This is a genomic window from Mesorhizobium sp. L2C066B000, assembly GCF_000502335.1.
Taxonomy (GTDB): domain Bacteria; phylum Pseudomonadota; class Alphaproteobacteria; order Rhizobiales; family Rhizobiaceae; genus Mesorhizobium.
In genome coordinates this window covers 15,912-38,287 of record NZ_AYWZ01000016.1, presented here as the reverse complement: position 1 = coordinate 38,287, position 22,376 = coordinate 15,912, and the positions used below count along the sequence as shown (strand labels likewise).

General features: G+C 63.6%; 30 protein-coding genes. 7 read left to right on the top strand and 23 right to left on the bottom strand.

The window, feature by feature from the left end; translation table 11 throughout:
* Positions 1-10 precede the first annotated feature (10 nt).
* From X733_RS141470 to X733_RS141500, 7 genes are all read right to left on the bottom strand, one after another.
* Entirely contained in the window at positions 11-781 is a 771-nt protein-coding gene (locus tag X733_RS141470; protein WP_023819722.1) for an L-iditol 2-dehydrogenase, read from the bottom strand.
* Entirely contained in the window at positions 778-1,782 is a 1,005-nt protein-coding gene (locus tag X733_RS141475; RefSeq protein ID WP_023689168.1) for an ABC transporter ATP-binding protein, read from the bottom strand. Before X733_RS141475 ends, X733_RS141470 begins: the two co-directional genes overlap by 4 nt.
* A 50-nt stretch (positions 1,783-1,832) precedes the next feature.
* Entirely contained in the window at positions 1,833-2,657 is an 825-nt protein-coding gene (locus tag X733_RS141480) for a carbohydrate ABC transporter permease (RefSeq protein ID WP_023671250.1), read from the bottom strand.
* An 11-nt stretch (positions 2,658-2,668) separates the two neighbouring features.
* Complete coding sequence (locus tag X733_RS141485) at positions 2,669-3,541, bottom strand: sugar ABC transporter permease (RefSeq protein ID WP_023671249.1); 873 nt, start codon at positions 3,539-3,541, stop codon at positions 2,669-2,671.
* Between the two features lie 122 nt (positions 3,542-3,663).
* Positions 3,664-4,974 carry a sugar ABC transporter substrate-binding protein gene (locus tag X733_RS141490; protein ID WP_023806257.1) on the bottom strand — a complete coding sequence of 437 codons (1,311 nt, stop codon included), beginning with the start codon at positions 4,972-4,974 and terminating at the stop codon, positions 3,664-3,666.
* Between the two features lie 242 nt (positions 4,975-5,216).
* Positions 5,217-5,498, bottom strand: a complete 282-nt coding sequence (locus X733_RS141495; protein WP_023819721.1) for a hypothetical protein — start codon at positions 5,496-5,498, stop codon at positions 5,217-5,219.
* Positions 5,499-5,669: 171 nt separating this feature from the next.
* The gene (locus X733_RS141500) at positions 5,670-6,578 is read right to left on the bottom strand and encodes a LysR substrate-binding domain-containing protein (protein ID WP_023671245.1); all 909 of its coding nucleotides are present in this window, start codon (positions 6,576-6,578) and stop codon (positions 5,670-5,672) included.
* A 110-nt stretch (positions 6,579-6,688) separates the two neighbouring features.
* Between X733_RS141500 and X733_RS141505 the strand changes: the two genes are divergently transcribed.
* Positions 6,689-6,874: a hypothetical protein gene (locus tag X733_RS141505; RefSeq protein WP_023745868.1), complete on the top strand. Its 186-nt coding sequence runs from the start codon at positions 6,689-6,691 to the stop codon at positions 6,872-6,874.
* Between the two features lie 37 nt (positions 6,875-6,911).
* On the opposite strand, the gene X733_RS141510 is transcribed toward X733_RS141505, so the two are convergent.
* The gene (locus X733_RS141510) at positions 6,912-7,871 is read right to left on the bottom strand and encodes a sugar-binding transcriptional regulator (RefSeq protein WP_023689163.1); all 960 of its coding nucleotides are present in this window, start codon (positions 7,869-7,871) and stop codon (positions 6,912-6,914) included.
* A 220-nt stretch (positions 7,872-8,091) separates the two neighbouring features.
* Here X733_RS141510 and X733_RS141515 point away from each other — a divergent pair, with 220 nt between their 5' ends.
* A complete protein-coding gene (locus tag X733_RS141515; protein ID WP_023745869.1) occupies positions 8,092-8,724 on the top strand; it encodes an HAD family phosphatase in 633 nt (210 codons plus the stop codon).
* 81 nt (positions 8,725-8,805) lie between these two features.
* On the opposite strand, the gene X733_RS141520 is transcribed toward X733_RS141515, so the two are convergent.
* The 8 genes from X733_RS141520 to ureC form a co-directional block, all read right to left on the bottom strand.
* On the bottom strand, positions 8,806-9,573 hold the full coding sequence (locus X733_RS141520) for a class II aldolase and adducin N-terminal domain-containing protein (protein WP_023819720.1): 768 nt from the start codon (positions 9,571-9,573) through the stop codon (positions 8,806-8,808).
* 66 nt (positions 9,574-9,639) lie between these two features.
* Entirely contained in the window at positions 9,640-10,272 is a 633-nt protein-coding gene (gene ureG / locus X733_RS141525; RefSeq protein WP_023671240.1) for an urease accessory protein UreG, read from the bottom strand.
* On the bottom strand, positions 10,269-10,727 hold the full coding sequence (locus tag X733_RS141530; RefSeq protein ID WP_023745871.1) for a DUF3995 domain-containing protein: 459 nt from the start codon (positions 10,725-10,727) through the stop codon (positions 10,269-10,271). The genes ureG and X733_RS141530 overlap by 4 nt, the downstream gene beginning before the upstream one ends.
* Positions 10,724-11,410, bottom strand: coding sequence for an urease accessory protein UreF (locus tag X733_RS141535; RefSeq protein ID WP_023819719.1), 687 nt, complete (start codon positions 11,408-11,410; stop codon positions 10,724-10,726). The genes X733_RS141530 and X733_RS141535 overlap by 4 nt, the downstream gene beginning before the upstream one ends.
* Positions 11,403-12,005: an urease accessory protein UreE gene (gene ureE, locus X733_RS141540; RefSeq protein WP_023689158.1), complete on the bottom strand. Its 603-nt coding sequence runs from the start codon at positions 12,003-12,005 to the stop codon at positions 11,403-11,405. The genes X733_RS141535 and ureE overlap by 8 nt, the downstream gene beginning before the upstream one ends.
* Positions 12,002-12,607: a glutathione S-transferase family protein gene (locus X733_RS141545; protein WP_023683600.1), complete on the bottom strand. Its 606-nt coding sequence runs from the start codon at positions 12,605-12,607 to the stop codon at positions 12,002-12,004. Before X733_RS141545 ends, ureE begins: the two co-directional genes overlap by 4 nt.
* 42 nt (positions 12,608-12,649) lie before the next feature.
* Entirely contained in the window at positions 12,650-13,243 is a 594-nt protein-coding gene (locus tag X733_RS141550) for a hypothetical protein (RefSeq protein ID WP_023683601.1), read from the bottom strand.
* Positions 13,244-13,334: 91 nt separating this feature from the next.
* Positions 13,335-15,050, bottom strand: a complete 1,716-nt coding sequence (ureC, locus tag X733_RS141555; RefSeq protein WP_023671234.1) for an urease subunit alpha — start codon at positions 15,048-15,050, stop codon at positions 13,335-13,337.
* Between the two features lie 177 nt (positions 15,051-15,227).
* Between ureC and X733_RS141560 the strand changes: the two genes are divergently transcribed.
* Both X733_RS141560 and X733_RS141565 read left to right on the top strand, forming a co-directional pair.
* On the top strand, positions 15,228-15,590 hold the full coding sequence (locus tag X733_RS141560) for a hypothetical protein (RefSeq protein ID WP_023671233.1): 363 nt from the start codon (positions 15,228-15,230) through the stop codon (positions 15,588-15,590).
* 123 nt (positions 15,591-15,713) lie between these two features.
* Complete coding sequence (locus X733_RS141565; RefSeq protein ID WP_023671232.1) at positions 15,714-16,211, top strand: hypothetical protein; 498 nt, start codon at positions 15,714-15,716, stop codon at positions 16,209-16,211.
* A gap of 26 nt (positions 16,212-16,237) precedes the next feature.
* Here the strand turns inward: X733_RS141565 and X733_RS141570 are convergent, their stop codons facing one another.
* From X733_RS141570 to X733_RS141590, 5 genes are read right to left on the bottom strand one after another with little or no spacing between them, the layout of a single operon-like run.
* Complete coding sequence (locus tag X733_RS141570; protein ID WP_023671231.1) at positions 16,238-16,543, bottom strand: urease subunit beta; 306 nt, start codon at positions 16,541-16,543, stop codon at positions 16,238-16,240.
* Between the two features lie 8 nt (positions 16,544-16,551).
* Entirely contained in the window at positions 16,552-17,145 is a 594-nt protein-coding gene (locus X733_RS141575) for a HupE/UreJ family protein (RefSeq protein WP_023671230.1), read from the bottom strand.
* Between the two features lie 29 nt (positions 17,146-17,174).
* Positions 17,175-17,429, bottom strand: coding sequence for a DUF1272 domain-containing protein (locus X733_RS141580; RefSeq protein ID WP_023671229.1), 255 nt, complete (start codon positions 17,427-17,429; stop codon positions 17,175-17,177).
* Positions 17,430-17,440: 11 nt separating this feature from the next.
* On the bottom strand, positions 17,441-17,743 hold the full coding sequence (locus tag X733_RS141585; RefSeq protein WP_023671228.1) for an urease subunit gamma: 303 nt from the start codon (positions 17,741-17,743) through the stop codon (positions 17,441-17,443).
* Between the two features lie 30 nt (positions 17,744-17,773).
* A complete protein-coding gene (locus X733_RS141590; RefSeq protein WP_023819718.1) occupies positions 17,774-18,616 on the bottom strand; it encodes an urease accessory protein UreD in 843 nt (280 codons plus the stop codon).
* 214 nt (positions 18,617-18,830) lie between these two features.
* On the opposite strand from X733_RS141590, the gene X733_RS141595 reads away from it, so the two are divergent.
* The 3 genes from X733_RS141595 (at position 18,831) to X733_RS141605 (ending at position 21,156) form a co-directional block, all read left to right on the top strand.
* Positions 18,831-19,085 carry an acyl carrier protein gene (locus X733_RS141595; RefSeq protein ID WP_023671226.1) on the top strand — a complete coding sequence of 85 codons (255 nt, stop codon included), beginning with the start codon at positions 18,831-18,833 and terminating at the stop codon, positions 19,083-19,085.
* Positions 19,086-19,090: 5 nt separating this feature from the next.
* On the top strand, positions 19,091-20,299 hold the full coding sequence (locus X733_RS141600; RefSeq protein ID WP_023819717.1) for a beta-ketoacyl-[acyl-carrier-protein] synthase family protein: 1,209 nt from the start codon (positions 19,091-19,093) through the stop codon (positions 20,297-20,299).
* Positions 20,300-20,451: 152 nt separating this feature from the next.
* On the top strand, positions 20,452-21,156 hold the full coding sequence (locus tag X733_RS141605; protein WP_023671224.1) for a glutathione S-transferase N-terminal domain-containing protein: 705 nt from the start codon (positions 20,452-20,454) through the stop codon (positions 21,154-21,156).
* A gap of 25 nt (positions 21,157-21,181) precedes the next feature.
* On the opposite strand, the gene X733_RS141610 is transcribed toward X733_RS141605, so the two are convergent.
* Both X733_RS141610 and X733_RS141615 read right to left on the bottom strand, forming a co-directional pair.
* Positions 21,182-21,553 carry a hypothetical protein gene (locus tag X733_RS141610; protein WP_023683605.1) on the bottom strand — a complete coding sequence of 124 codons (372 nt, stop codon included), beginning with the start codon at positions 21,551-21,553 and terminating at the stop codon, positions 21,182-21,184.
* An 85-nt stretch (positions 21,554-21,638) separates the two neighbouring features.
* Positions 21,639-22,259, bottom strand: a complete 621-nt coding sequence (locus tag X733_RS141615) for a nucleoside triphosphate hydrolase (protein WP_023671222.1) — start codon at positions 22,257-22,259, stop codon at positions 21,639-21,641.
* Positions 22,260-22,376: the final 117 nt, after the last annotated feature.

Here is a 22,376-nt window from a genome sequence, read left to right as displayed (position 1 = left end):
TCCCGGCCCATCAACTCATCCATTGGCCGCCATCGACATTGTAGGTCTGGGCGACGATGTATTCGGCGTCGTCGCTGGCCAGGAACACCGCCATGCCGGTCAGGTCCTCCGGCTTGCCCATGCGGCCATAGGGCACGCCCTCGCCGACCAGCCGCTTCTTCTCGCCCTTCGGCCGGTTCTCATATTTGGCGAACAGCGCATCGACCTCATCCCACATATCGCTGTCGACGACGCCGGGCGCGATGCCATTGACGTTGATGCGGTGCTTGATCAGATCGAGCCCGGCGGACTGGGTCAGCGAAATCACCGCGGCCTTGGTGGCGCAATAGACGGCGACCAGCGGCTCGCCGCGGCGTCCTGCCTGGCTGGCGATGTTGATGATCTTGCCGCCCTTGCCCCTTGCGATCATCGAACGCGCCGCTGCCTGCAGCATGAACAAAGTGCCGGCGACGTTGACGGAGAACAATTTGTCATAGCTCGCTTCGGTGATCTCGACGATCGGCGCTAGGTCGAACAAGGCAGCGTTGTTGATCAGTATGTCGAGGCCGCCGGTCTTTGTTTCGACCGCCTTGACCGCCGCCTGGATCGAAGCAAGGTCGCTGACGTCGAGCCTGACCGGATAGGCGTTGGCGCCAATCTCGGCGGCCGTCTTTTCGGCAGCCGCCAGATTGATGTCGGCAAGGGCCACCGTGGCACCCTCGCGCGTATAGGCTTCGGCAAAAGCCCTGCCGATGCCGCGCGCGGATCCGGTGATCAGCGCCGATTTGCCTTTCAGTCTCACTGCGTCAGCGCCTTTCCGTCGGGGCCGAAGCGATGCATGCGGACCTTGTCCGGCGTCAAATAGATGGTGTCGCCGTGGCGTACGGCCAGTTCGCCATCGGCGCGTACCGTCAGCGGACCGACGCCGTCGGCCTGGACATGCAGGAAGGTGTCGGAGCCCAGATGCTCGGCGACGCCGACAAGGGCTTTCCAGTCGCCCGCGGTGGTCGATATCCCCATATGCTCAGGACGAATGCCGATGGTCTTGGCGTTGTATTTGGCCGCCGGCGCACCTTCGATCAGGTTCATTTTCGGCGAACCGATGAAGCCGGCCACGAACAGGTTCTTCGGCGACTTGTAGAGTTCCATCGGCGAGCCGACCTGTTCGATGTTGCCGGCGTTGAGCACGACGATCTTGTCGGCCATGGTCATGGCTTCGATCTGGTCGTGGGTGACGTAGACCATCGTCGTCTTGAGCTGATGGTGCAGCTCGCTGATTTCGAGCCGCATGGTGCCGCGCAGTGCGGCGTCGAGGTTGGACAGCGGCTCGTCGAACAGGAAGGCCGAGGGCTGGCGCACGATGGCGCGGCCGATGGCGACGCGTTGCCGCTGGCCGCCGGAGAGCTGGCCGGGCCGGCGTTCGAGATAGTTGGTGAGGTTGAGGACCCGGGCCGCGTCCTTCACCTTCTTGTCGATCGTCGCCACATCCTCGCCCGCCATCTTCAGCGGGAAGCCGATGTTCTTGGCCACCGTCATATGCGGATAGAGCGCATAGGACTGGAATACCATGGCCAGCTTGCGCTTGGCCGGCGCCTCGCCGGTGACGTCACGGCCATCGATGTTGATGGTGCCCCCGCTGGTGTCCTCGAGCCCGGCGATGAGGCGCAGCAACGTGGACTTGCCGCAACCCGACGGCCCGACGAAGACGACGAACTCGCCATTCTCGATGACCAGGTCGAGGCCTGGAATGATGACCGTCGATCCGAAATGCTTGGAGACGTTCTTGAGCGTGATGTTTCCCATGGTTTCCTCCCCGAGGGGTTATTTGGCCGGATTGCTTCAGGCAACGTCCGTTATTTTACCGCGCCGAATGTCAGGCCGCGCACCAGCTGCTTCTGGCTGAACCAGCCCATGATCAGGATGGGGGCGATGGCCAGCGTCGAGGCCGCCGAAAGCTTGGCCCAGAACAGGCCTTGCGGGCTCGAGAACGAACTGATGAAGGCCGTCAGCGGCGCCGCCTCGGTGGTGGTCAGGCGGATGGTCCAGAACGCTTCGTTCCACGCCAGGATGATGTTGAGCAGCATGGTCGAGGCGATGCCCGGCACGGCCATGGGGGTCAGCACATAGACGATCTCGCCCCACAGGGTGGCGCCGTCCATGCGTGCCGCTTCCAGGATCTCGCCGGGGATTTCGCGGAAGTAGGTGTAGAGCATCCAGATCACGATCGGCAGGTTGATCAGCATCAGCATGATCATCAGGCCGATGCGGCTGTCGAGCAGTCCGGCATCGCGGAAGATGAGGTAGATCGGGAACAGCACGGCAACCGCCGGCATCATCTTGGTCGAGAGCATCCACATCAGGATGTCCTTGGTCCACTTGCCCGGCGAGAAGGCCATCGACCAGGCGGCCGGAACCGCGACTATCAGGGCCAGGATGGTCGAGCCGACCGAGAGCAGCACCGAGTTGAAGAAGAATTTGAAGTAGCCGCTCTGCGCCTGGACCTCGGTATAGCTCTCGAACGTCCCCGACGGGATCAGCGCGAAGCCCTGGATGGCCTCCTGCTCCGACTTGAACGAGGTGATGATCGTGTAGAGGATCGGGAAGAAGATCAGCAGCGCGACGATCCAGGCGGCGCCTGTCGCAATGACCTTGTGTTGGGTGGTGACTGCACGTGCCATCGTATCCTCCCTTACTTGTCCAGGTTCTTGCCGACCGCGCGCATGGCGAAGAAGGCGACGATGTTGGCGAGAATGACGGCGATGACACCGCCGGCCGATGCCTGGCCGATTTTGAACTCCAGCAATGCCTTCTGGTAGACGAGGAAGGGCAGGTTGGTGGAGGCATAGCCGGGTCCGCCATTGGTGGTGACCAGGATTTCGGCATAGACCGACAGCAGGAAGATGGTCTGGATCAGGATGACGACGGTGATGGCGCGCGACATGTGCGGCAGCGTCAGATAGATGAAGCGGCTGACGAAGCCGGCGCCGTCCATCTCGGCGGCTTCCTTCTGCTCGCCGTCGAGCGACTGCAAGGCGGTCAGCAGGATCAGCGTTGCGAAGGGCAGCCATTGCCAGGCGACGATGATGATGATGGCAAGCATCGGATGCTGCCCGAACCAGTCGATCGGTTGAGCCCCGAAGAAGCGCGCAATGTCGGCAAAGACGCCGTATTGCGGGTGCATGATCATGTTCTTCCAGACAAGTGCAGCCACCGGCGGCATGACGAAGAACGGAGAGATGACGAGGATGCGGACGATCCCCTGTCCCCACATCGGCTGATCGATCAACAGCGCCAGCATGATGCCGCCGATGACGGTGATCAGCAGCACGCTGCCCACCAGGACCAGCGTGTTGAGGATCGACTGCAGGAATGCCGGGTTGGAATAGAACAGCGAGTAATTCGAGAACCAGACAAACCCGTCGCGGATCGGATTGAGCGGATTGTACTGCTGGAAGGAGAACCAGATCGTGAGTGCCAGCGGCACGATCATCCAGACGAACAGCAGCACCACGGATGGCGCCAACATAAAGCGGGCAAGCGAACGGGTCTGCTGAGTAGCCATGACGGTCACCCTTCACTAGTCGGACTGAATTTTCACAGCGGGGAAAAAGCGGCCGCCCGAACTGGGACTCGGGCGGCCATCGCCGGTCAGGAGGCGACCGGCGTTCGGCACCGGGAGGAGCCTTACTTGATATAACCGCCTTCGGTCATGGTCGCCGTGGCGGCGTCCTGCGCCTGCTTGAGCGCGTCGTCTACGCTGGTCTGGCCGGCGAGCGCCGCCGAGAACAGCTGGCCAACGGTTGTGCCGAGGCCCTGGAACTCAGGAATGGCGACGAACTGCACACCGACATAGGGCACCGGCTTGACCGTCGGATGCGCCGGATCGGCGGCATTGATCGAGTCCAGCGTCATCTTGGCGAACGGGGCCGCCTTCTGGTACTCGGGATTGGCGTAGAGCGAGGAACGCGTTCCCGGAGGAACGTTGGCCCAGCCTTCCTTGGAAGCGACCAGTTCGGCATAGTGCTTGCTGGTTGCCCATGAGACGAACTTCTGGGCGGATTCCGCCTTCTGCGTGCCTGCGGGGATCGCCAGCGACCAGGCCCAGAGCCAGTTGGCGCGCTTGCCGAGGCCATTGTCCGGCGCCAAAGCATAACCGACCTTGTCGGCCACCTTCGAGGCCTTCGGATCCGAGACGAAGGACGCCGCCACGGTGGCGTCGATCCACATGCCGCACTTGCCTTGCTGGAACAGAGCCAGATTCTCGTTGAAGCCGTTGGACGAAGCGCCTTCCGGACCGTCGGCCTTCATCAGGTCGACATAGAACTGCAGTGTGTTCTTCCATTCCGGCTGGTCGAACTGCGGCTTCCAGTTCTCGTCGAACCAGCGGGCGCCAAACGAGTTGGACATGGCCGTCAGGAACGCCGTGTTCTCGCCCCAGCCGGCCTTGCCGCGCAGGCATACGCCGTTCACGCCATTGGCGCGGTCGGTCATCTTGTCGGCGGCCTGCTTAATGAAGTCCCAGGTCGGGGCATCGGGCATGGTCAGCCCGGCCTTCTCGATCAGGTCCTTGCGGTACATGACGAAGGAGCTTTCGCCGTAGAAGGGCGCGGCATAGAGCTTGCCGTCGACCGACAGGCCGCCGGCGATGGCCGGGATGATGTCCTTGGCGTCATAGTCGTCGCCGAGCTTGTCGAGCGGCAACAGCCAGCTCTGCTTGGCCCAGATCGGAACCTCGTAGGTGCCGATGGTCATAACGTCATACTGGCCGCCCTTGGTGGCGATGTCGGTGGTGACGCGCTCGCGCAGCACGTTCTCTTCGAGCGTGACCCAGTTGAGCGTGACGTCGGGGTTAGCCTTGGTGAAGTCGTCGGTCAGCTTCTGCATGCGGACCATGTCGCCATTGTTGACCGTGGCGATGGTGATGGATTCGGCGTGTGCGGCAAAAGCGAAAGCGCTGGCCGACAACAAGCCCAGGGTGAGCGTGCGCAGTTTCATCAAATTCCTCCCATGAACCAAGATGAGCATTTGCCTTGGTAATGGGCAATTACTCACTTGGCATAAATTATGTCAAGCCAGATTCGATGCTGCAGCGCAGCACGCAAGGCGGAGCGCGGCGTTGCGCGCGTAGAGGATATTGAACCGATTTGGGAAGCTGTTTGCAGGGAATGTGAGAGCGGGTTGATGCCGACCCATCGCAACCCAATCGTCGCGCCAGGGGAGCGATAGGGCCGAGTCCATCAGCCGTGGGACGGGTAGCTTCCCACGGAATATTCGAAAACCCTGCCGTCGCGGATTTGCTTGGCTCTGGTCAGCACTTCCGTCACCCGGATCCAGCCGGCCTCGTCCTTGCGCAGCCTAACTTCCCGGCCGATTGCCTTGACGGCAGCTTGAAACGGCGTAAATGCTTCGATCACCTGCGTCGTGCGCACGGTGTTGTTTTCGATTTCTTCGACGCGATAGACTTTCATCAGCCGGCTGATCGACCCTGTTTCAATCTGCAGACGATTGATCCTGCTCAATTGGGTCGTCACAAGCACAAGCCTATGCCGGGCGAGTGATATCGACAGCGTTTTTGTCAAGCTTGGTTAACCGGGTGGCCCGATCGCAGCTGTTTGTCCGCGAAGCGAGCATTCGTCGCGGATCCATGGCTCGCTTTGCATCTCGGAAATCAATCCGCAAGTCGCTCGCCCTCAGGCGCAGGCGATCTCGGCCAAGATCCAGTCCCGGAAGGCTTTTATCTTCGGCACGTTGCGACGCGCCGTCGGGTAGACCAGCCAATAGGCGTGGCCGTCGTCGCCGACCAGGTCGAAGGGCTGGATCAGGCGGCCGGCGGCGAGCTCGGTCTTGAACAATGCGGTGGTCAGGATCGCCACACCATGGCCGGCGATGGCCGCGTTCGCCTCATAGGCCTGCGCGCCCATGCTGGTGCCGGTGCGCCTGGCAAGTTCGTCCGCCGGGACGCCGGCAAGGGCGAACCATTCCCGCCACCAGATGTCGCCGGGATCGAGAATGGGCAGCTTGAACAGGTCGGCGGGTTCGTGGACGCCACCTATGGTGGCAGCGAGTGCCGGGCTCAGCACCGGGGTGAAATCGGCCTTGAACAAAAGATGGGTCTCCACTCCAGGCCACTTGCCGCTGCCGGAGCGGATAGCGATGTCCATGTCCTCGCGGGCAAAATCGATCACCCTGTTCGAGGTATCGACGCGCACCGCCAGCGACGGATGCGCGACCTGGAAGGAGCCGAGATGCTGCGCCAGCCAGTTCGAGGCAAAGGTCAGCAGCGTCGAGACGCACAGCACACCATCGGCGCCCCCACGCGCGGCGGAGTAGGCGCTTGAGAGCAGGCTGAACGCCTCGCTGACGGCGGGCGCCAGGCGCTGGCCGGGTTCGGTCAGCACGATCTGGCGCGGCTGGCGCAGGAACAGCGGCGAACCGATGCGCTCTTCCAGAAGCTTGATCTGATAGCTGGCCGCGGCCTGCGTCATGCCGAGTTCCTGCGCGGCCTTGGTGAAGGAGAGATGCCGCGCGACGGCTTCGAAGACCCTGATGGCCTGCAGCGGCGGCAACTGGGCGAGCTGTGGTGCCTTGAGATCGGGCATAAGCCCTCCTTATGGGTCGTGATCGACGTTTGATTGGCGGCAAGAGCCAATCAGGCCGATATCTGGTGTCAACGATCAATCAAGTTCAAGCATAGCGGAGGCTGAAGATCATGACCACGGTACAGCAAAAACTCCATTCCACCCCGGCGCAGAGCTGGTTTTCCCTGCTGGCGCATGAATTCTCCCTGCTTGTGCACCGCCGGCGCGGCTACATCGACGTCCGGGAGCTGTCGCCGCATTTGCAGCGCGACATGGGCTTCCTCGACGGCAACGACCCGTCCGGGCGCTGCAAATAACGTGTTGGATTTTATCGATGGGCTGCTTAATTGGTAATCAGGCACCGTCGAGCAGGGCCGTGGCGGTCCGCTCGTCGGTGATGAGGCCATTGACCAGCCGGCGGTTCACCGCGGCCAGGATGCCCGGCAATTTGCGCTCGCCCATGGCGAGCGCAATGACCAGCGACTTTTCGCGTGACGGCAAGGCTGCCGACGATACCCGGTCGTTGGTGATGCCCTCGATCATGCGGCCTTCCCGATCGAACACCCAGCCGACGATCTCGGCGACGCCGCCAGCCTTTTGCAACGCCTTCAACTCGCTTTCCGAGATAAAACCGTCCTCGTAGAGCGGCGCCTTCGGGCCGAGATCGCCGATGCCGACAAAGGTCACGTCGGCTTCCGCGGCCAGCGCCAGCGTCGGTTGGATCATCGGCTGGGCAAGCAGCATCTCGCGCTCTTCCGGCGACGAGGCGATGACCGGCAGCGGCATCGGGAACGAGCGCGCCTTGACCCGGTCGGCCATGGTGAAGATGACGTTGTAGAAGGCGGCCGAACCGTCGGGCGAGATGTTGCCGGTCAAGGACACAACCTTGTGCTGCGAGCATTCCATCGGCGGCAATTGCTCGATCGCCGCCTTCAGCGTGCGGCCGGTGCCGATGGCCAAGACGATGGGCGTCGGTGACCGCAGCCGCCGCTCGATCTCGGCCGCAGCCGCCTCGGCAATGCCGATCGTGGTCGAGGATGAGGTTGGATCGCTCGGCACCACTTCGACGAGGTCGAGCGCGAAGCGTGACTTCAGTCTAGCTGCGAGATCAAGGCAATTGGCGATCGGGTGATCGACGCGAACCTTGATCAGCCCCTCCGACACCGCCAGCGACACCAGCCGCTGCGCCGTCTGCCGGGAAATGCCGAGCGTGGCGGCGATCTGGTCCTGGGTGTTGCCGGCAACATAATAAAGCCAGCCGGCGCGCGCTGCCTCGTCCAGCCTGCTGCTGCCGCCGTCTTGCCGCGAATTCAAAATGTGCCTCCAGCCCTGCCCCTTTGCCCGCCCTTAGGCGAAGCGTCATAGTCTTGCAGGGAATGTGTCGGCGCGCAATTGTCTATCGGCAGGGCAATTGCTTGCTGCTTCGATCCGGCCGCCGCGCGGCAACCAACCAAGCGAAAATCGCCAGCGGACGGGCTCGGCGGTTTATCTCCTGATACAAACGCTTTAAGGGGATCGGCAAAAGGAGCCTCGCATGACGCCGAAAGCGGTTTTCTGGGATATGGACGGCACGCTGGTCGACAGCGAGCCGCTGCATGAGGCGGCCTTGGTGGCGGCGCTGCGCAGCGTCGGTATCACGCCGCCGGCCGACCTGCATGAGCGGGTGCTGGGCGTCGCCGCCGCGCCGGTCTACGAGATGCTGCGCAGCGAGTTCGGCCTCGACCTGCCCTTCGACGACTGGATCGTGCGCAAATACGATCACTACATGCCGATGGCAGAGACGCTGAAGCCGCGCCCCGGCGCGATCGAAGTGTATAACGAATTGCGCGCGCTCGGTGTGCAGCAGGCGGTGGTGTCCAATTCCGACCGGGTGATCGTCGATGCAAATCTGAGCGCCGTCGGGCTGATCTATCCCGGCATGCGCACGATCAGCCGAAACGACGTGCGCGAAGGCAAGCCGCATCCCGAACCGTTCCTGCGCGCCGCGTGGCTGGCCGGCGTCGATCCTTCAGACGCGGTGGCCGTCGACGACAGCGTTACCGGCGCCACATCAGGCCTGGCCGCGGGGATGCGGACGATCTTCTGGCCGGAAGCGCCGATGGCAGGACCCAAGGGCGCTGTCGTGATCAACAGTGCGGAAGAGTTGCGGGCTCAGTTGGGACTCTGAGTGAGCCTATGAACGTCGGCGCTGCCCTTCATCCCCCTGCCGGGACCTTCTCCCCGTGAACGGGGAGAAGGGTGAACTCATTCAGCTCCGGTACACCGGCTCTTCCTCGTCGAGGATCGCCTTCAGCTCGGCAAGGTGACGCTCTGCCTGGCCGGGATAGTCGTCCATCTCGCCGGCGGCCTTTTCGGCAATGGCATCGGACAGCGTGCGCAGCGGACGGCCGGTCCACAGAGCCTTGATGTAGGTTTCGGCGGCGCGCTCGAAATAGAACATGCGGTTGAAGGCGTCGGCGACGGTGTCGCCGATGACCATGACGCCGTGATTGCCCATCACCATCACTTTGACCTTCGGGTCGGTGAGCAGTTGCGAGCAGCGCTCGCCTTCCTCCTCGAAGGCCAGCCCGCCATAATGGGCATCGACGACGTGGCGGTTGAAGAACATGGCCGAGTTCTGGTCGATCGGCGGCAGAGTCGAGTCGGCCAGCGATGCAAGCACAGTGGCATGAATGGAATGCACATGCATGGCGCAGCGCGCATGCGGCACGTTGCGGTGAATGGCGCCGTGCAGACCCCAGGCGGTCGGGTCGGGCGCATTCGGGCCGGACAATGTCTCGGGATCGTTGGCGTCGATCAGCAAAAGGTCGCTCGCCTTGATGCGCGAGAAATGCACCTGGTTGGGGTTCATCAGGAATTTGCTGCCGTCCTCGTTGACCGACAGCGAGAAGTGGTTGGCCACGGCTTCATGCATGTTGAGCCGCGCCGTCCAGCGGAAGGCGGCGGCCAGATCGACGCGCTCCTCATAGTAGGGCAGGTTGGTCAGCGGCTCTTTCTGCAAACGGGCGATGCTCATCAAAAAATCCTCCATTTCCCCGAGAATGCCGCGCCCAATGCCGACCAGCAACCGGTAAGTACTGGGTCAGGCCGCCGAGCGGGCCGACTGCAGCCCGCCATGTTCGACGATGAAGTCGATGACTTCCTGCAGTCCCTTGCCGCGCGATAGATCGGTGAAGCCGAACGGGCGCTTGCCCCGCATTCGGGCGGCGTCGCTCTCCATGACATCGAGGTTGACGTTTACATAGGGCGCCAGATCGCTCTTGTTGATGACCAGGAAATCGGAACGGGTGATCGCCGGCCCGCCCTTCCTGGGGATTTCCTCGCCCTGGCAAACCGAGATGACATAGAGGGTCAGGTCGGCAAGGTCCGGCGAGAAGGTGGCGGCAAGATTGTCGCCGCCGGATTCGATGAAGACGATGTCGAGATCGGGGAATTTCCTGTTCAGCCCGGCGATCGCCTGCAAATTGATCGAGGCGTCCTCACGGATGGCGGTGTGCGGGCAGCCGCCGGTCTCCACGCCGACGATGCGGTCCTCAGGCAGCGCCTGCAGGCGAGCCAGCATCATGGCGTCTTCCTTGGTGTAGATGTCGTTGGTGACGACGGCGATGGAGAAATCGTCGCGCAGCGCCTTGCAGAGCTTTTCGGTTAGCGTCGTCTTGCCGGAGCCGACGGGACCGCCGATGCCGATGCGCAGGGGACCGTTGGCCTGAGTCATAGCGAAAAATCCGTCATGCCGAAAAACTCCGTGATGGCGAGGATGGCGAAGCTGAGTCCGATCAACAGGCAGAGCGGCGAATAGAAGCTGACATCGAGCCGCGCAAAAGGCTGTTCCGGCGCCAGACGGCGCCACCACGGCGTGAAGCCGGCAATGCCGCGGCCGAGGAAGACCAGCCCTATGAGCAGCGCTGTGGCGGCAAGGCCTTCCCTTGGAAAGGGGGTGGCGAAGACCCCGGTCAGCGCCAGCGGCCACAGGGTTGCGAGGCACAGGCACGCGGCAACGGCGAAACAGGCAAACGGCGTCGGCATCTCGTCGACGCCGCGAAAGCCGACGACGGCGTGGGCGCAGGAGACGCCGTCCCTGCCCGGCCAGATGCCGCCAAGGCCCCAATAGACATGCAGCGCGGTGATCAGCAGCAGGACGGCCGAGAGGGCGAAGGCGAGGACGATCATGAGCGGAACAGCCTGGAATACTGCGTCTCGTGCTTCATCGCCATGATGTCGGAGATGAAGGCGCAGCCGCCGAGATCGTCCAATGTCGAGCCGGCGGCGCGCGCGGCCGTCGACAGCGCCAACGGCTCGAAGCCGGCGAGCAAGGCCATGGCGTCCGTCTGGCCGACGATTCCGAGTCGGATCGCCGCCTGGACGAGGTTGGAGAAGAAGGCCTGCAGGAAGGCCGACATCGCGTCCTGAATCGCGATGCCGTTGCCGCCGGCAACGGCGCCGACGGCGACACAGTAGGCGCATTCGGCCGGCAGGCGGCCCAACACCGGATTCGCCCACGCCGCTGCCGCTTTCAGGAAGGCGGCGCCTTGCAGCATGGTTTCGGTGTGACGCTCACGCGAGCCGGCCAGCGCTTCGGCGAGATCGGCAATTTCATGGAGGTCGCCTTCATGGAGGTCGCCGCCGTCGCGGGCGCGACGCCAGCTTTCCGTGAAGAGCACGGCGTCGTTCCAGCCCGAGCCCATCTCGACCAGCGTCTCCAGCCAGAAGGCGAGGCTGGCGGTATCGGCAACCAGCCCGTCTTGCCCGGCGCGTTCGAGACCATGGCTGTAGGCAAAGCCGCCGACCGGAAAGGCCGGCGACAGCCACGCCATGAGCCGCAGCAAAGCGATGCCGGATGGCTGGTCAGTCATGATCGTGATGATGCCCGTCATGGGAATGGCTGTGCGAATGCGACTCGCTGTGTGCGTGGGAACGTCCATCATGGGAATGCGCTTCGGCGTGCGCATGCGCATGGCCATGATCGTGACCATGCGCACCTTGGGCGGAATAGGCGCCGCGCACCGGCTTGAACGGTTCGGAGACTTCGCGCACCGTGGCGCCCAGCCCTTCCAGCATAGCCTTGATGACATGGTCGCGCAAAATCAGGATGCGGCTGGGCTCGATCGCAGCCGCCAGATGCCGGTTGCCGATATGCCAGGCGAGTTCGGTCAGATGCACGGCGTGGCGGGCACGGATGTCGTAGACCTCTTCGGGTGCCGCGGTGATCTCGACCTGGCCGCCATCCTCCAGCACCAGCCGGTCGCCATCGTTCAAGGTCACGGGCTCGGGCAGATCGACCAGCACCTTGCTGCCGTCGGCAAGCTCAATGGCGCGGCGGCGCAAATGACGCTCGTCATGGGGCAGGACGGCACGGCCGGATGGCGGCGTAGTTCCGGCAGTGCCGGCAGGCACCACCGAGACGGCCCGGGGGAACTTGGTGAAGTCGGTGTTCAGGTTGAGTTTCATCGCATGGCTCCACCGTTAGCCTGGGCTCTCGCACGGGCAGGCCGCGCCAGGACGCGGTCGAAATACGCGTTGACGCGCTCGGATTCGATCGGAAATTTTCCGGCGCGGGCCCAGCCGCCCATGTCGCCCAACAGCACGTCGACGGCGGAAAACCGGTCGCCCAGCGCAAACTCCCGATCCCCCAGCCGGCCGTCGAGCGCCTTGGCCTCCGAGGCGAAATCGTAGGCGGCGGCGGGGCCGACATCGACCCGCACGTCCTTCGGCAACAGGAAGCGGTGGCGCAGCTTGTTCCACAGCGGCGCTTCGAACTCGGACTGGGCAAAATGCATCCAGGAATCCATTTCGGCGCGTCCGGCCACACCTGGATTGGCGCCCATGCCTTTGTCGGCGTGCTTGTCGGCGAGATAGACGCAGATTGCCGCCGAATCAGTCACCGTCAGTTCGCCATCGATCAGGATCGGCACCTTGCCCGACGGGTTGAGCGCATAGGCTTCGGGCGAACGCAATTTGACCTCGACGAATTCATAGGGCTGCCCGAGTTCCTCGAGCATCCACAGAACGCGGCTGACGCGGGATCCACGCGATCCGATGGCCTTGTACATGGTTGAACCCTCTTTCCTGCGACCCTAAACCATAGCCACTGTTCAGACGATGGTGTCGAAGAGCCGCAGGATGAACGATATCTGATAGATCAGCGTGCCGGCGACGAATGCGATGTGGAAGCGGCGGTCACGCACCAGTATGGCGGCGATGCACAACACCACGAAAACCGGCGTTCGGAACAGATATTCATTGCCGTAGCGGGCGAAATGCTCGGGACCCTTCAGCAGCGTGTCGACGACGTCGAGCAGATAGGTCGTCGCCAGCAGGCCGAAGAACCAGCCACGGCGTGAATAGAAGAAATCCTCGTAGCTGGTGTAGTCGAGCATCGAATCCGGAAACAGCAGCGCGCACAGCAGGAACAGCGTGATGGCGTAGAAGATCAGGAACAGGTACTTGCCGAAAGTCCAGACCTCTATGGTGTAGAGGCCGAACTCCCACCACCAGAAATGCACCAGCAGCAACAGCATGGAGGCGACCCAGCCGAGGTGCACGGGATAGAGCCTGTACTGGCCGGGATGCTGGACGATTCGCGCCACCCCCGACAGCAGGCGAGCGACGCCAAGTCCGATCACCATGCCCATGACGATGCGGATATGCGGGAAGATGTCGTGGGCGGAGGCTATTTCGGTGACCATGACCTGCTACGCGGTTCTTTGAGCCGCATATTGCGGTGGGACCGACCGGGTCGCAACGGAATTTGCCGGGTCGATCAAATCGCCCCTCGCCTCAAAACAGGAAATACCGCTGCGCCATCGGTAGCACGCTTGCCGGCTCGCAGGTCAGTAGCTCGCCATCGGCGCGCACCTCGTAAGTCTCCGGGTCGACTTCGACATGCGGCGTAGCGTCGTTGAGCACCATCGAATGCTTGCCGATGCCGCCACGGGTGTTTTCCACGGCCACGAACTGCTTGTCGACGCCGAGCCGGCCATGCAGGCCTGAGTCCAGAGCCGCCTTGGAAACGAACGTCACCGACGAGTTGGTCCTGGCCTTGCCATAGGCGCCGAACATCGGGCGGTAGTGCATCGGCTGCGGTGTCGGGATAGAGGCGTTTGGGTCGCCCATCGGGGCTGCGGCTATCATGCCGCCGATCAGCACCATGTCCGGTTTGACGCCGAAGAAGGCTGGGTTCCACAGCACCAGATCGGCGCGCTTGCCGACCGCGATCGAACCGATGTCCCTGGACAGGCCATGCGCGATGGCCGGGTTGATGGTGTATTTGGCGATGTAGCGGCGGACACGGAAATTGTCGTTGTTGCCGGTCTCCTGCGGCAATGACCCGCGCTGGCGCTTCATCTTGTCGGCGGTCTGCCAGGTGCGGATCGCCACCTCGCCGACACGGCCCATGGCCTGCGAGTCCGACGAGATGATCGAGAAGGCGCCGATATCGTGCAGAATGTCTTCCGCCGCGATGGTCTCCTTGCGGATACGGCTTTCGGCAAAGGCGATGTCTTCAGGGATCGACGGCGACAGATGGTGGCAGACCATCAGCATGTCGAGATGCTCGGCCAGCGTGTTGACGGTGTAGGGCCGGGTCGGGTTGGTCGAAGACGGAATGACGTTGGGCAAGCCGCAGACCTTGATGATATCGGGCGCATGGCCGCCGCCGGCACCCTCGGTGTGGAAGGCGTGGATGGTGCGGCCCTTGATGGCGGCGACGGTGTTCTCGACAAAGCCGGATTCGTTCAGCGTATCGGTGTGGATCATCACCTGCACGTCGTAATCGTCGGCAACCGACAGGCAGCAGTCGATGGCCGCCGGCGTCGTGCCCCAGTCCTCGTGCAGCTTCAGCGAGCAGGCGCCGCCCAGCACCATTTCCTCCAGCGCTGCCGGCAGCGAGGCGTTGCCCTTGCCGGACAGGCCGATGTTCATCGGGAAAGCGTCGAAGGACTGGATCATGCGCGCCATGTGCCAGGGTCCAGGCGTGCAGGTGGTGGCCAGCGTGCCATGCGCCGGGCCGGTGCCGCCGCCGAGCATGGTGGTGATGCCCGACATCAGCGCTTCGTCGATCTGCTGCGGGCAGATGAAGTGGATGTGCGCGTCGAAGCCGCCGGCGGTCAGGATCTTGCCCTCGCCCGCGATGATCTCTGTACCGGGGCCGATGACGATGGTGACGCCGTCCTGCGTGTCGGGATTGCCGGCCTTGCCGATCGCCGCGATGCGGCCGTCCCTGAGACCGATGTCGGCCTTGAAGATGCCGGCCGTGGCATCGACCACCAGCGCGTTGGTGATGACCGTGTCGACCGCGCCGCCGGCGCGCGACACCTGGCTCTGGCCCATGCCGTCGCGGATGACCTTGCCGCCGCCGAATTTCACCTCCTCGCCATGGACGGTGAGGTCCTTTTCGACCTCGATAAACAGCTCGGTGTCGGCCAAGCGCACTCTGTCGCCGACCGTCGCGCCATACATCTGCGCGTAGGCGGCGCGGGTAATTCTAGCCATCAGTCAATGCTCCCCAAACGAGAGGCCGGCCGCAGCCGAACTCCACATCGTCGCCATCCAATGGTCATGCAATGACCCGCCCGGCGACACCTTCTGATCCCATTTGGCCGTTGAGGTGGCCGTGCCACCCCAAACCGCCCGTTTGCCAAACCCTTGGCCAAATCGATGAAAGGAAAATACATGCGCAAAATCATCGTTCTTGCAGCCGCCGCCACGCTGGCCTCCGCAACCGTAGCCGGCGCCCAGCAGCAGCCCACGCCGCAACCGAAGCCGGCAGCGCCCAGCGCTCAGCCGGCGGCGCCGGCGATCCAGAAGGTCAACATCGTCGATATCAGCGAATTGCCCAAAGCCACCCAGACGCAGGTCAATCAGGTGATCGCCCAGCGTGGCGATGCCGGGCTGCAGAAACTGCGCTCTTCGATCGACGCGACGCCGCAGATCAAGTCGGCGCTCGAAGCCAAGGGGCTCACCTCGGCACAGGTGGTCGCCGCCAGCATGACCACCGATGGCGCGCTGACCCTTGTCACCAAGAAGGCAAGCTGAAAGAAGCGCTTGGCGGGCCGGCACCCGGCCCGCCAGCCCACAGGGAACCTTCGCCCGACAGGAGGCGTTTCGTCCCTTTGGCGCCGAACGGCGTTGCACAGAAAAGTCCACCAGGAGCGAGCAATGCCTGTCTTTGCCGACACCAGATGGCTCCAGAGCCTTGCTGCCTGCGCATTTCTCGCAGCTTTCGGCCCGCAAGCCGCGCAAGGTCTTGAAAGCGCTGACGCCGTCAACCGGGCCGACACCGTCAACAGGATCGTCGGCTCCGATGTCCGGCAGGAGGAGGCGCGGACGGAACCACAGACCAACAAGATCATCACCGCGATCGAGCGGACGCGTGAGAACATCGGCGCCGTGCGCAAGACGTCCAAGCTCGATACAGTAGATATCGTCTTCCTCACCGACGCGGCGCGCAGCGAAGGCGGCCCGCCGCCGGCCGTCGAGAGCAAGGTCGAACAGCATCAGGACGACATTGCGGAACTGCGCAAGGAGATCGACGCCAACGCCTTGCTGTTCAACGCCATCGATTCGCGGCGCGTGCTTACGGAAGACGTCCTTGCGGTGGAATTCGACGGCTCGGCAAGAATCGTCATCTACGCGGCGGCCAGGCCGTCGAACTGACCTCAGGGCGCTCGACCCCGTCGATCTCACAGCCTGCCCATGATCTTCTGCTGAAAACCGTAGACCTCGCGTTTTCCTCCGAACGGCACCAGCGTGACGTCCCGCTCTTGTCCCGGTTCGAAGCGCATCGCGGTGCCGGCGGCAATGTCCAGACGCATGCCGCGCGCTTTGTCGCGGTCGAATTTCAACCCCTCATTGGTCTCGAAGAAATGGTAGTGGCTGCCGACCTGGATCGGCCGGTCGCCGCTGTTGGCGACCTTCAGCGTCACCGTCGGCAGCCCCTTGTTGAGCTCGATGTCGCCGCTTGCGGTGATGATTTCGCCGGGAATCATCGTTAGCCTCACAAAACGCCGAAGACCAGGCCGCCGCCGACTGCAGCACAAGCGGCGCCAGCGGCGCGGGCAAGCCCGCGAAAGCGCATGCCGAGGCCAAGGCCGGCAGCGATGCCCATGGCATGGAGAAGTGCGGTGGCAACGGCAAAGCCGGCCATATAGTCAAGCCCACCTGCATTTTCCGGCACTTCGGTGCCGTGGGCATGGCCATGGAACAGCGCGAACAGGCCGATGATGGCGACTCCGGCCGAGACCGGCAGATCGACCGCCAACGCCACCAGCAAGCCAAGCGCGACGACGGAGGCAAGGATGCCCGGTTCGACGAAAGGCACCGGCACGTGGAGCATGCCGAGCGCGCCGCCGACCAGCATGACGCCGACAAAGGCCAGCGGCCAGGCCCAGATTGCCTTGCCGCCCTTGAGCGCCGCCCACAGGCCGACGGCGACCATGACGGTCATATGGTCGAGGCCGGACAGCGGATGCGCGAAGCCCGCCGCGAAGGACGAGGTGGTGCCGATGCCGACATGGGCATAAGCGGGCATCGCCGCCGCCAGCAGCAGGATCGCTGCAAGCGTGGTGCGTTTGGTTGAAGCAGAGATCATCGGTCTTCCCTTCGAAGTCACGAAAACAATCACGCAGCCTTGCGCGGGCCGCAGCCCTCGGCCTTGAGCACGCGTTGGGTCGAGGCCGGATATTTCACCAGTTTCTCCACTGGGCGGATCGGGCGTGCGGAAAAATTGCCGCCGCAGTTCGGGCAGACGCCGCCCAGCACATGTTCAGCGCAGTCAGCGCAGAAGGTGCATTCAAAGGTGCAGATCAGCGCGTCCGCCGCTTCCGGCGGCAGGTCCTTGTCGCAGCATTCGCAATTCGGTCGCAGCTCCAGCATCGTTTTTCTCCTCACCTGATCGGTTCGTGAACGGTCACCAGCTTGGTGCCGTCGGGAAAGGTCGCCTCGACCTGCACGTCGTGGATCATCTCGGCGATGCCTTCCATCACCTGCGCGCGGGTGATGACATGGGCGCCGGCCTCCATCAGTTCGGCGACCGGGCGGCCGTCGCGGGCGCCCTCGACGACGAAATCGGTGATCAGCGCGATCGCTTCGGGGTGATTGAGCTTGACGCCGCGTTCCAGCCGCTTGCGCGCCACGATCGCCGCCATGGCGATGAGCAGCTTGTCCTTTTCACGCGGCGTCAGGTTCATGCGCTTTCCTGGATTTGGCCTGGATTTGGCTCAGAGTGACCATAATTTGGGCAGACCCGCCCGCCCGTTGAGCAGTTCGACGAGCGGAACCAGCCGCTTGCGCAGCTGGTAGCCGTCCTCGGCAAACAGCCTCGCAAGAAGCTTGCCAGATTTTTTGACGCTCCAGGCGCTGGCATCGCCGTCGGCGCCGATGATGTCGCGGGCCGCATCGAGCAAGCCTTCGGCCTGCGGCGAAACCATCAGCAGCGTCGCAGCGGCAATGGCGCCGCCGGCGACCGCCGGGCGGCCAAGTGCCGCCGCGATAGCCGGCCCGATGCGGAAATCCTCGGCATGAACGAGCGCACCATCCTGGCGGACACGCCAACGGTCGTGGAAATGGCCGTGCGCGGCCTCTTCGCCCATGGCGAGGCGGCCGAATATGGTGGCTTCAAGCAGCAATGCCTCGGCGCCTGCGGCAAGCTCGACCTCGAGCGTGCGGGCAAAGGCCGAGCGGTCGAAGACGATGGTTTCCTGGGGCAGCCAGGCGATACGCCCGCCCGCGCCGACGCTGAGCTTGACCCGAACTTCGGCGCGGTCGCTTGCAGCACGATAGATCTTTTCGCAGGCCTGGGTGGTTATCGAGGCGGAGGCACCTGGACCGACATCGATTTCCCAGCCGAGCCGGTCGCCGCCGGTCAGGCCGCCGGCGGTGTTGATGAGCACGGCTTCGAGCGGATCGGCTGCAACGGCCGGCATGCGGATTTTGGCCGAGCCGTCCTGATAGAGGCGCAAAAGCCGGGTGCGTCCGTCCCTGACGCCGCACGCAAGCCGGGCCGCCCCGGCCGCGCGCTGGGCCGGAAGAGCCGGGATCAAGACATGCTGCAACGTATCCATGGCGCTAACGTTAAGCACTCCCGGCGCTTTGTCGATATGGTGCTTGTTGATATAGCTTGTTGCTTGACAGCGTTTCCGTTTCTATAGAGGGAGCCTCTTTGGAACGGTCATGCTGCGCCTGGCGGGTTTTTGAAGGCGACGGCGATTTCAGTCCAGGCAACAGGGGCGCCAACCAATCGGCACCGCGACGTTATAAAATTGGGGAAGGAATCGAATGGCTGACGAGCTGGCAACGGAAATCATCGCCAAGATCAGGGCACATGCGGAGCCCGGTGGCGAAGAGATCACCACCAATACGGAATTGACCGCGCTTGGCATCCATTCCCTGGAACTGACCGAGATCATCTTCGATCTCGAGGAGCAGTACGGCATCGAGATCGAGATGAACACGGTCGATGCCTGGAGCAATCTCAAGAATGTCGGCGATATGGTTGAGGCTGTTCGCGCGCTGATTGCGAAAAAAGCCTGAGCTGAATGCAAAAGCGCGTCGTCATTACCGGCATCGGCGGCATATGCGGGCTCGGCGCCAATGCGCCTGCAATCTGGAACGAAATGCGGGCCGGCCGATCGGCCATCGGTCAAATCAGCAATCCCGGTTTGCATGATTTGAAGGTCAAGGTCGGCTGCGAAATCAAGACGCTGCCCGACCATGGCATCAGCCACAAGCAGACCGTGTCGATGGACCGCTTCAGCCTTTTGGCGACGATTGCCGCGCGCGAAGCCATGCAGCATGCCGGCCTGACATCGACTGAAGCAACCACCTACCGGATGGGCGCGGTTGTCGGCGTCGGCGTCTGCGGCTGGGAGGCGATCGAGGAGAACTATCGCGCCATCCTGGTCGACGGCAAGAACCGGGCCGGCATCTTCACCGTGCCGAAAGTGATGCCGAGTGCGGCATCCGGCCATGTCAGCATGAATCTCGGCCTGCGCGGGCCGGTGTTCGGCGTCACTTCGGCCTGCTCCTCGTCCAATCACGCCTTTGCCTCGGCGGTCGACCAGATCCGGCTCGGCCGCGCCGATGTCATGGTCGCCGGCGGCACCGACGCGCCGCTGCTTTGGGGCATCCTGAAGGGCTGGGAGGCCCTGCGGGTGCTGGCGCCCGATACCTGCCGGCCGTTCTCGGCCGATCGCCAGGGCCTGTCGCTCGGCGAAGGTGCTGGAATGGCGGTGCTGGAAACCTATGAACACGCCATGGCACGCGGCGCTACCATTCTGGCCGAATTTGCCGGCGCCGGCCTTTCCGCCGACGCTTCCGATATCGTCGCGCCGACAGTCGAGGGGCCGACGGCGGCGATGCGCGCCTGCCTGGCCGACGCCGGGCTCAATCCTGAGGACGTCGATTATCTCAACGCCCACGGCACCGGCACCAAGGCCAACGACCAGATCGAGACGGCGGCAATCAAGCGCGTCTTCGGCGACTATGCCTACAAGCTGTCGGTGTCGTCGACCAAGTCGATGCATGCCCATTGCCTCGGCGCCTCGGGCGGCCTGGAAATGATCGCCTGCGTGATGGCGATCCGCGAAGGCATCGTGCCGCCGACGGCCAATTTCCGGCAGGCCGACCCCGACTGCGATCTCGACATCACGCCGAATGTGGCGCGCGAGCGCAAGGTGCGCGCGGCGATCAGCAACGGTTTTGCCTTCGGCGGCACCAATGCCGTGGTGGCGTTCAAGGCGGTCTGACGGCAAGCGACTGGCCTGAGCGACTGGCCCTGAATGACTGCGAAGACGGTGTGTGCACCTTCGACCGGTTGATCGGCAAAGAAGCCGAGGATAATCCTTCGCAACTCGCCAGACGGCGCGATACCGCGCCAAATTCCCGACCGGAGCTTTCGATGACCGACCTGTCCGCTTTTCCGATCACCAAGCGCTGGCCGGCCAGCCACCCCGACCGCCTGCAGCTCTATTCCGCGACGACGCCGAATGGGGTGAAAGTCTCGATCGCGCTGGAAGAACTCGGCCTCCCCTACGAGGCGCATCTGGTGGATATCGGCAAGGACCAGAGCTGGACGCCGGAATTCCTGTCGCTGAACCCGAACGGCAAGATACCCGCGATCATCGACCCCGACGGGCCGGGCGGCAGGCCATTCGGCCTGTTCGAATCCGGCGCCATCCTGCTCTACCTCACCGACAAGACCGGCAAGCTGATCCCTGCCGATCCGGCGCGGCGCTACGAGACCATCCAATGGGTGTTCTTCCAGATGGCGGCGATCGGGCCGATTTTCGGACAGGTCGGGTTTTTCAACAAATTCGCCGGACGCGAGATCGCCGACAAGCGGCCGCTGGATCGCTACCGCAATGAATCGCGGCGGCTGATCGGGGTGCTGGAGACGCGGCTGAAGGGTCGAACCTGGATCATGGACGACGACTATACCATCGCCGACATTTCGATGCTGGGCTGGGTGCGCAATCTGATCGGCTTCTACGAGGCGCGCGAACTCGTCGGCTTCGACGACTTCCCCACCGTCGCGGCATGGCTGGAGCGCGGGCTGGCGCGGCCCGCGGTGCAGCGCGGCCTGACCATTCCCGCCAGGAATTGACCTCGGCCGGCCGAAGCAGCCGGGTCTATTTCGCCTTGGCCTTGCTTTTCGAGCCGCCCTTGCCGATGACGGACGCAGCGAGGGACGCAGCGCCCCTGGCTGTCGCCGCCACCGCACCAGCGGCGACATTGGCGGTCGCCTTGACGGTGCGCATCGCGCCGCCGGCCACCGAGCCGCTGCTTGCCGGCTTCTTGGGTTTGGCGGTTTTCGCCGTCACCTTTGCCGTCGCCACCGGTTCTACCTTCTTTGGCGCCGCTTTGCCGAAAGCCGGCTTTGCGTCCTTGGACCGCTCGGCGATCGCCGGGCCGGCGCCTGCCTTCGCCTGCGTGGCCTTTGCCTGCCTGGCTTTGGGTTGAGCGGTCTTGCTCTTGGCGGGTGTTTTTGCCTTGGTTGCCATCTGACGGTTCCCTCACGGCGGCACGATTGCCGATGAGAGATAACGACCTGAAAGTCTTAAGGTTCCCGTTCCGAAGTCCAGCGAACTATGCGGGATCGCCAACAACCAGGTCGGCGGACCTGCGACGGCCGAGCACGCGATCGATGTTGGGCATGTCGTTGGAAGCGATCCAGGCGCGGGCGTCTTCGTCGGAGCGGCCGTGCTCGTGCCAGCGCACCAGAAGGCGGCGCTCGAGTTCGGCACGCGGCACATCGACAAAGATGGTGAAGTCGAACAGCGGCGCCAGCCGCGACCACGGCTCCTCGTCCAGCAGGAGGTAATTGCCTTCGACCAGGATGAACTTGGTCTCGGCGGCAACGATGGAGGCGGCGGCGCGCGACAATTCCATGCTGCGGTCGAACACCGGAATGGCGATGTCTGGCTCGCCCGAACGGATGCGCTTCAACAGCGTCTCGAAGCCGGCGAAGTCGAAAGTCTCCGGCGCGCCCTTTCTTGACCGCAGGCCGCGCTGGTCGAGCACGATGTCGTCATAGTGGAAGCCGTCCATCGGCACGACTTCAGCCGCGCCCTCCGGCAACAGATCATGCAGGCCGGCCGAGAGCGTCGACTTGCCGGCGCCGGGCGGGCCGGCAATGGCGACGATGAAGCGTTTCGCCTTGCCGGCGCGCTTGAAGATGGTGGCGGCGAGATGGGCGATTTCGGACATTGGGCGCTTCCAGCTATGCTTTGCATCTTGTCGGCAGTTTGAGGAAATTTCAAACCGCGATTTGGGCAATCTCACGACATCCGCCACGTCAGCGCTGCCCCTCGTCGCCCTGCCGGT

Coding starts and splice junctions, on each gene's coding strand:
- X733_RS141475 (WP_023689168.1), bottom strand. CDS start 1,782: ATGGGAAACATCACGCTCAAGAACGTCTCCAAGCATTTCGGATCGACG.
- X733_RS141480 (WP_023671250.1), bottom strand. CDS start 2,657: ATGGCACGTGCAGTCACCACCCAACACAAGGTCATTGCGACAGGCGCC.
- X733_RS141485 (WP_023671249.1), bottom strand. CDS start 3,541: ATGGCTACTCAGCAGACCCGTTCGCTTGCCCGCTTTATGTTGGCGCCA.
- X733_RS141490 (WP_023806257.1), bottom strand. CDS start 4,974: ATGAAACTGCGCACGCTCACCCTGGGCTTGTTGTCGGCCAGCGCTTTC.
- X733_RS141500 (WP_023671245.1), bottom strand. CDS start 6,578: ATGCCCGATCTCAAGGCACCACAGCTCGCCCAGTTGCCGCCGCTGCAG.
- X733_RS141505 (WP_023745868.1), top strand. CDS start 6,689: ATGACCACGGTACAGCAAAAACTCCATTCCACCCCGGCGCAGAGCTGG.
- X733_RS141515 (WP_023745869.1), top strand. CDS start 8,092: ATGACGCCGAAAGCGGTTTTCTGGGATATGGACGGCACGCTGGTCGAC.
- X733_RS141520 (WP_023819720.1), bottom strand. CDS start 9,573: ATGAGCATCGCCCGTTTGCAGAAAGAGCCGCTGACCAACCTGCCCTAC.
- ureG (WP_023671240.1), bottom strand. CDS start 10,272: ATGACTCAGGCCAACGGTCCCCTGCGCATCGGCATCGGCGGTCCCGTC.
- X733_RS141530 (WP_023745871.1), bottom strand. CDS start 10,727: ATGATCGTCCTCGCCTTCGCCCTCTCGGCCGTCCTGCTGCTGATCACC.
- X733_RS141535 (WP_023819719.1), bottom strand. CDS start 11,410: ATGACTGACCAGCCATCCGGCATCGCTTTGCTGCGGCTCATGGCGTGG.
- ureE (WP_023689158.1), bottom strand. CDS start 12,005: ATGAAACTCAACCTGAACACCGACTTCACCAAGTTCCCCCGGGCCGTC.
- X733_RS141545 (WP_023683600.1), bottom strand. CDS start 12,607: ATGTACAAGGCCATCGGATCGCGTGGATCCCGCGTCAGCCGCGTTCTG.
- X733_RS141550 (WP_023683601.1), bottom strand. CDS start 13,243: ATGGTCACCGAAATAGCCTCCGCCCACGACATCTTCCCGCATATCCGC.
- X733_RS141560 (WP_023671233.1), top strand. CDS start 15,228: ATGCGCAAAATCATCGTTCTTGCAGCCGCCGCCACGCTGGCCTCCGCA.
- X733_RS141565 (WP_023671232.1), top strand. CDS start 15,714: ATGCCTGTCTTTGCCGACACCAGATGGCTCCAGAGCCTTGCTGCCTGC.
- X733_RS141570 (WP_023671231.1), bottom strand. CDS start 16,543: ATGATTCCCGGCGAAATCATCACCGCAAGCGGCGACATCGAGCTCAAC.
- X733_RS141575 (WP_023671230.1), bottom strand. CDS start 17,145: ATGATCTCTGCTTCAACCAAACGCACCACGCTTGCAGCGATCCTGCTG.
- X733_RS141580 (WP_023671229.1), bottom strand. CDS start 17,429: ATGCTGGAGCTGCGACCGAATTGCGAATGCTGCGACAAGGACCTGCCG.
- X733_RS141585 (WP_023671228.1), bottom strand. CDS start 17,743: ATGAACCTGACGCCGCGTGAAAAGGACAAGCTGCTCATCGCCATGGCG.
- X733_RS141590 (WP_023819718.1), bottom strand. CDS start 18,616: ATGGATACGTTGCAGCATGTCTTGATCCCGGCTCTTCCGGCCCAGCGC.
- X733_RS141595 (WP_023671226.1), top strand. CDS start 18,831: ATGGCTGACGAGCTGGCAACGGAAATCATCGCCAAGATCAGGGCACAT.
- X733_RS141600 (WP_023819717.1), top strand. CDS start 19,091: ATGCAAAAGCGCGTCGTCATTACCGGCATCGGCGGCATATGCGGGCTC.
- X733_RS141605 (WP_023671224.1), top strand. CDS start 20,452: ATGACCGACCTGTCCGCTTTTCCGATCACCAAGCGCTGGCCGGCCAGC.
- X733_RS141610 (WP_023683605.1), bottom strand. CDS start 21,553: ATGGCAACCAAGGCAAAAACACCCGCCAAGAGCAAGACCGCTCAACCC.
- X733_RS141615 (WP_023671222.1), bottom strand. CDS start 22,259: ATGTCCGAAATCGCCCATCTCGCCGCCACCATCTTCAAGCGCGCCGGC.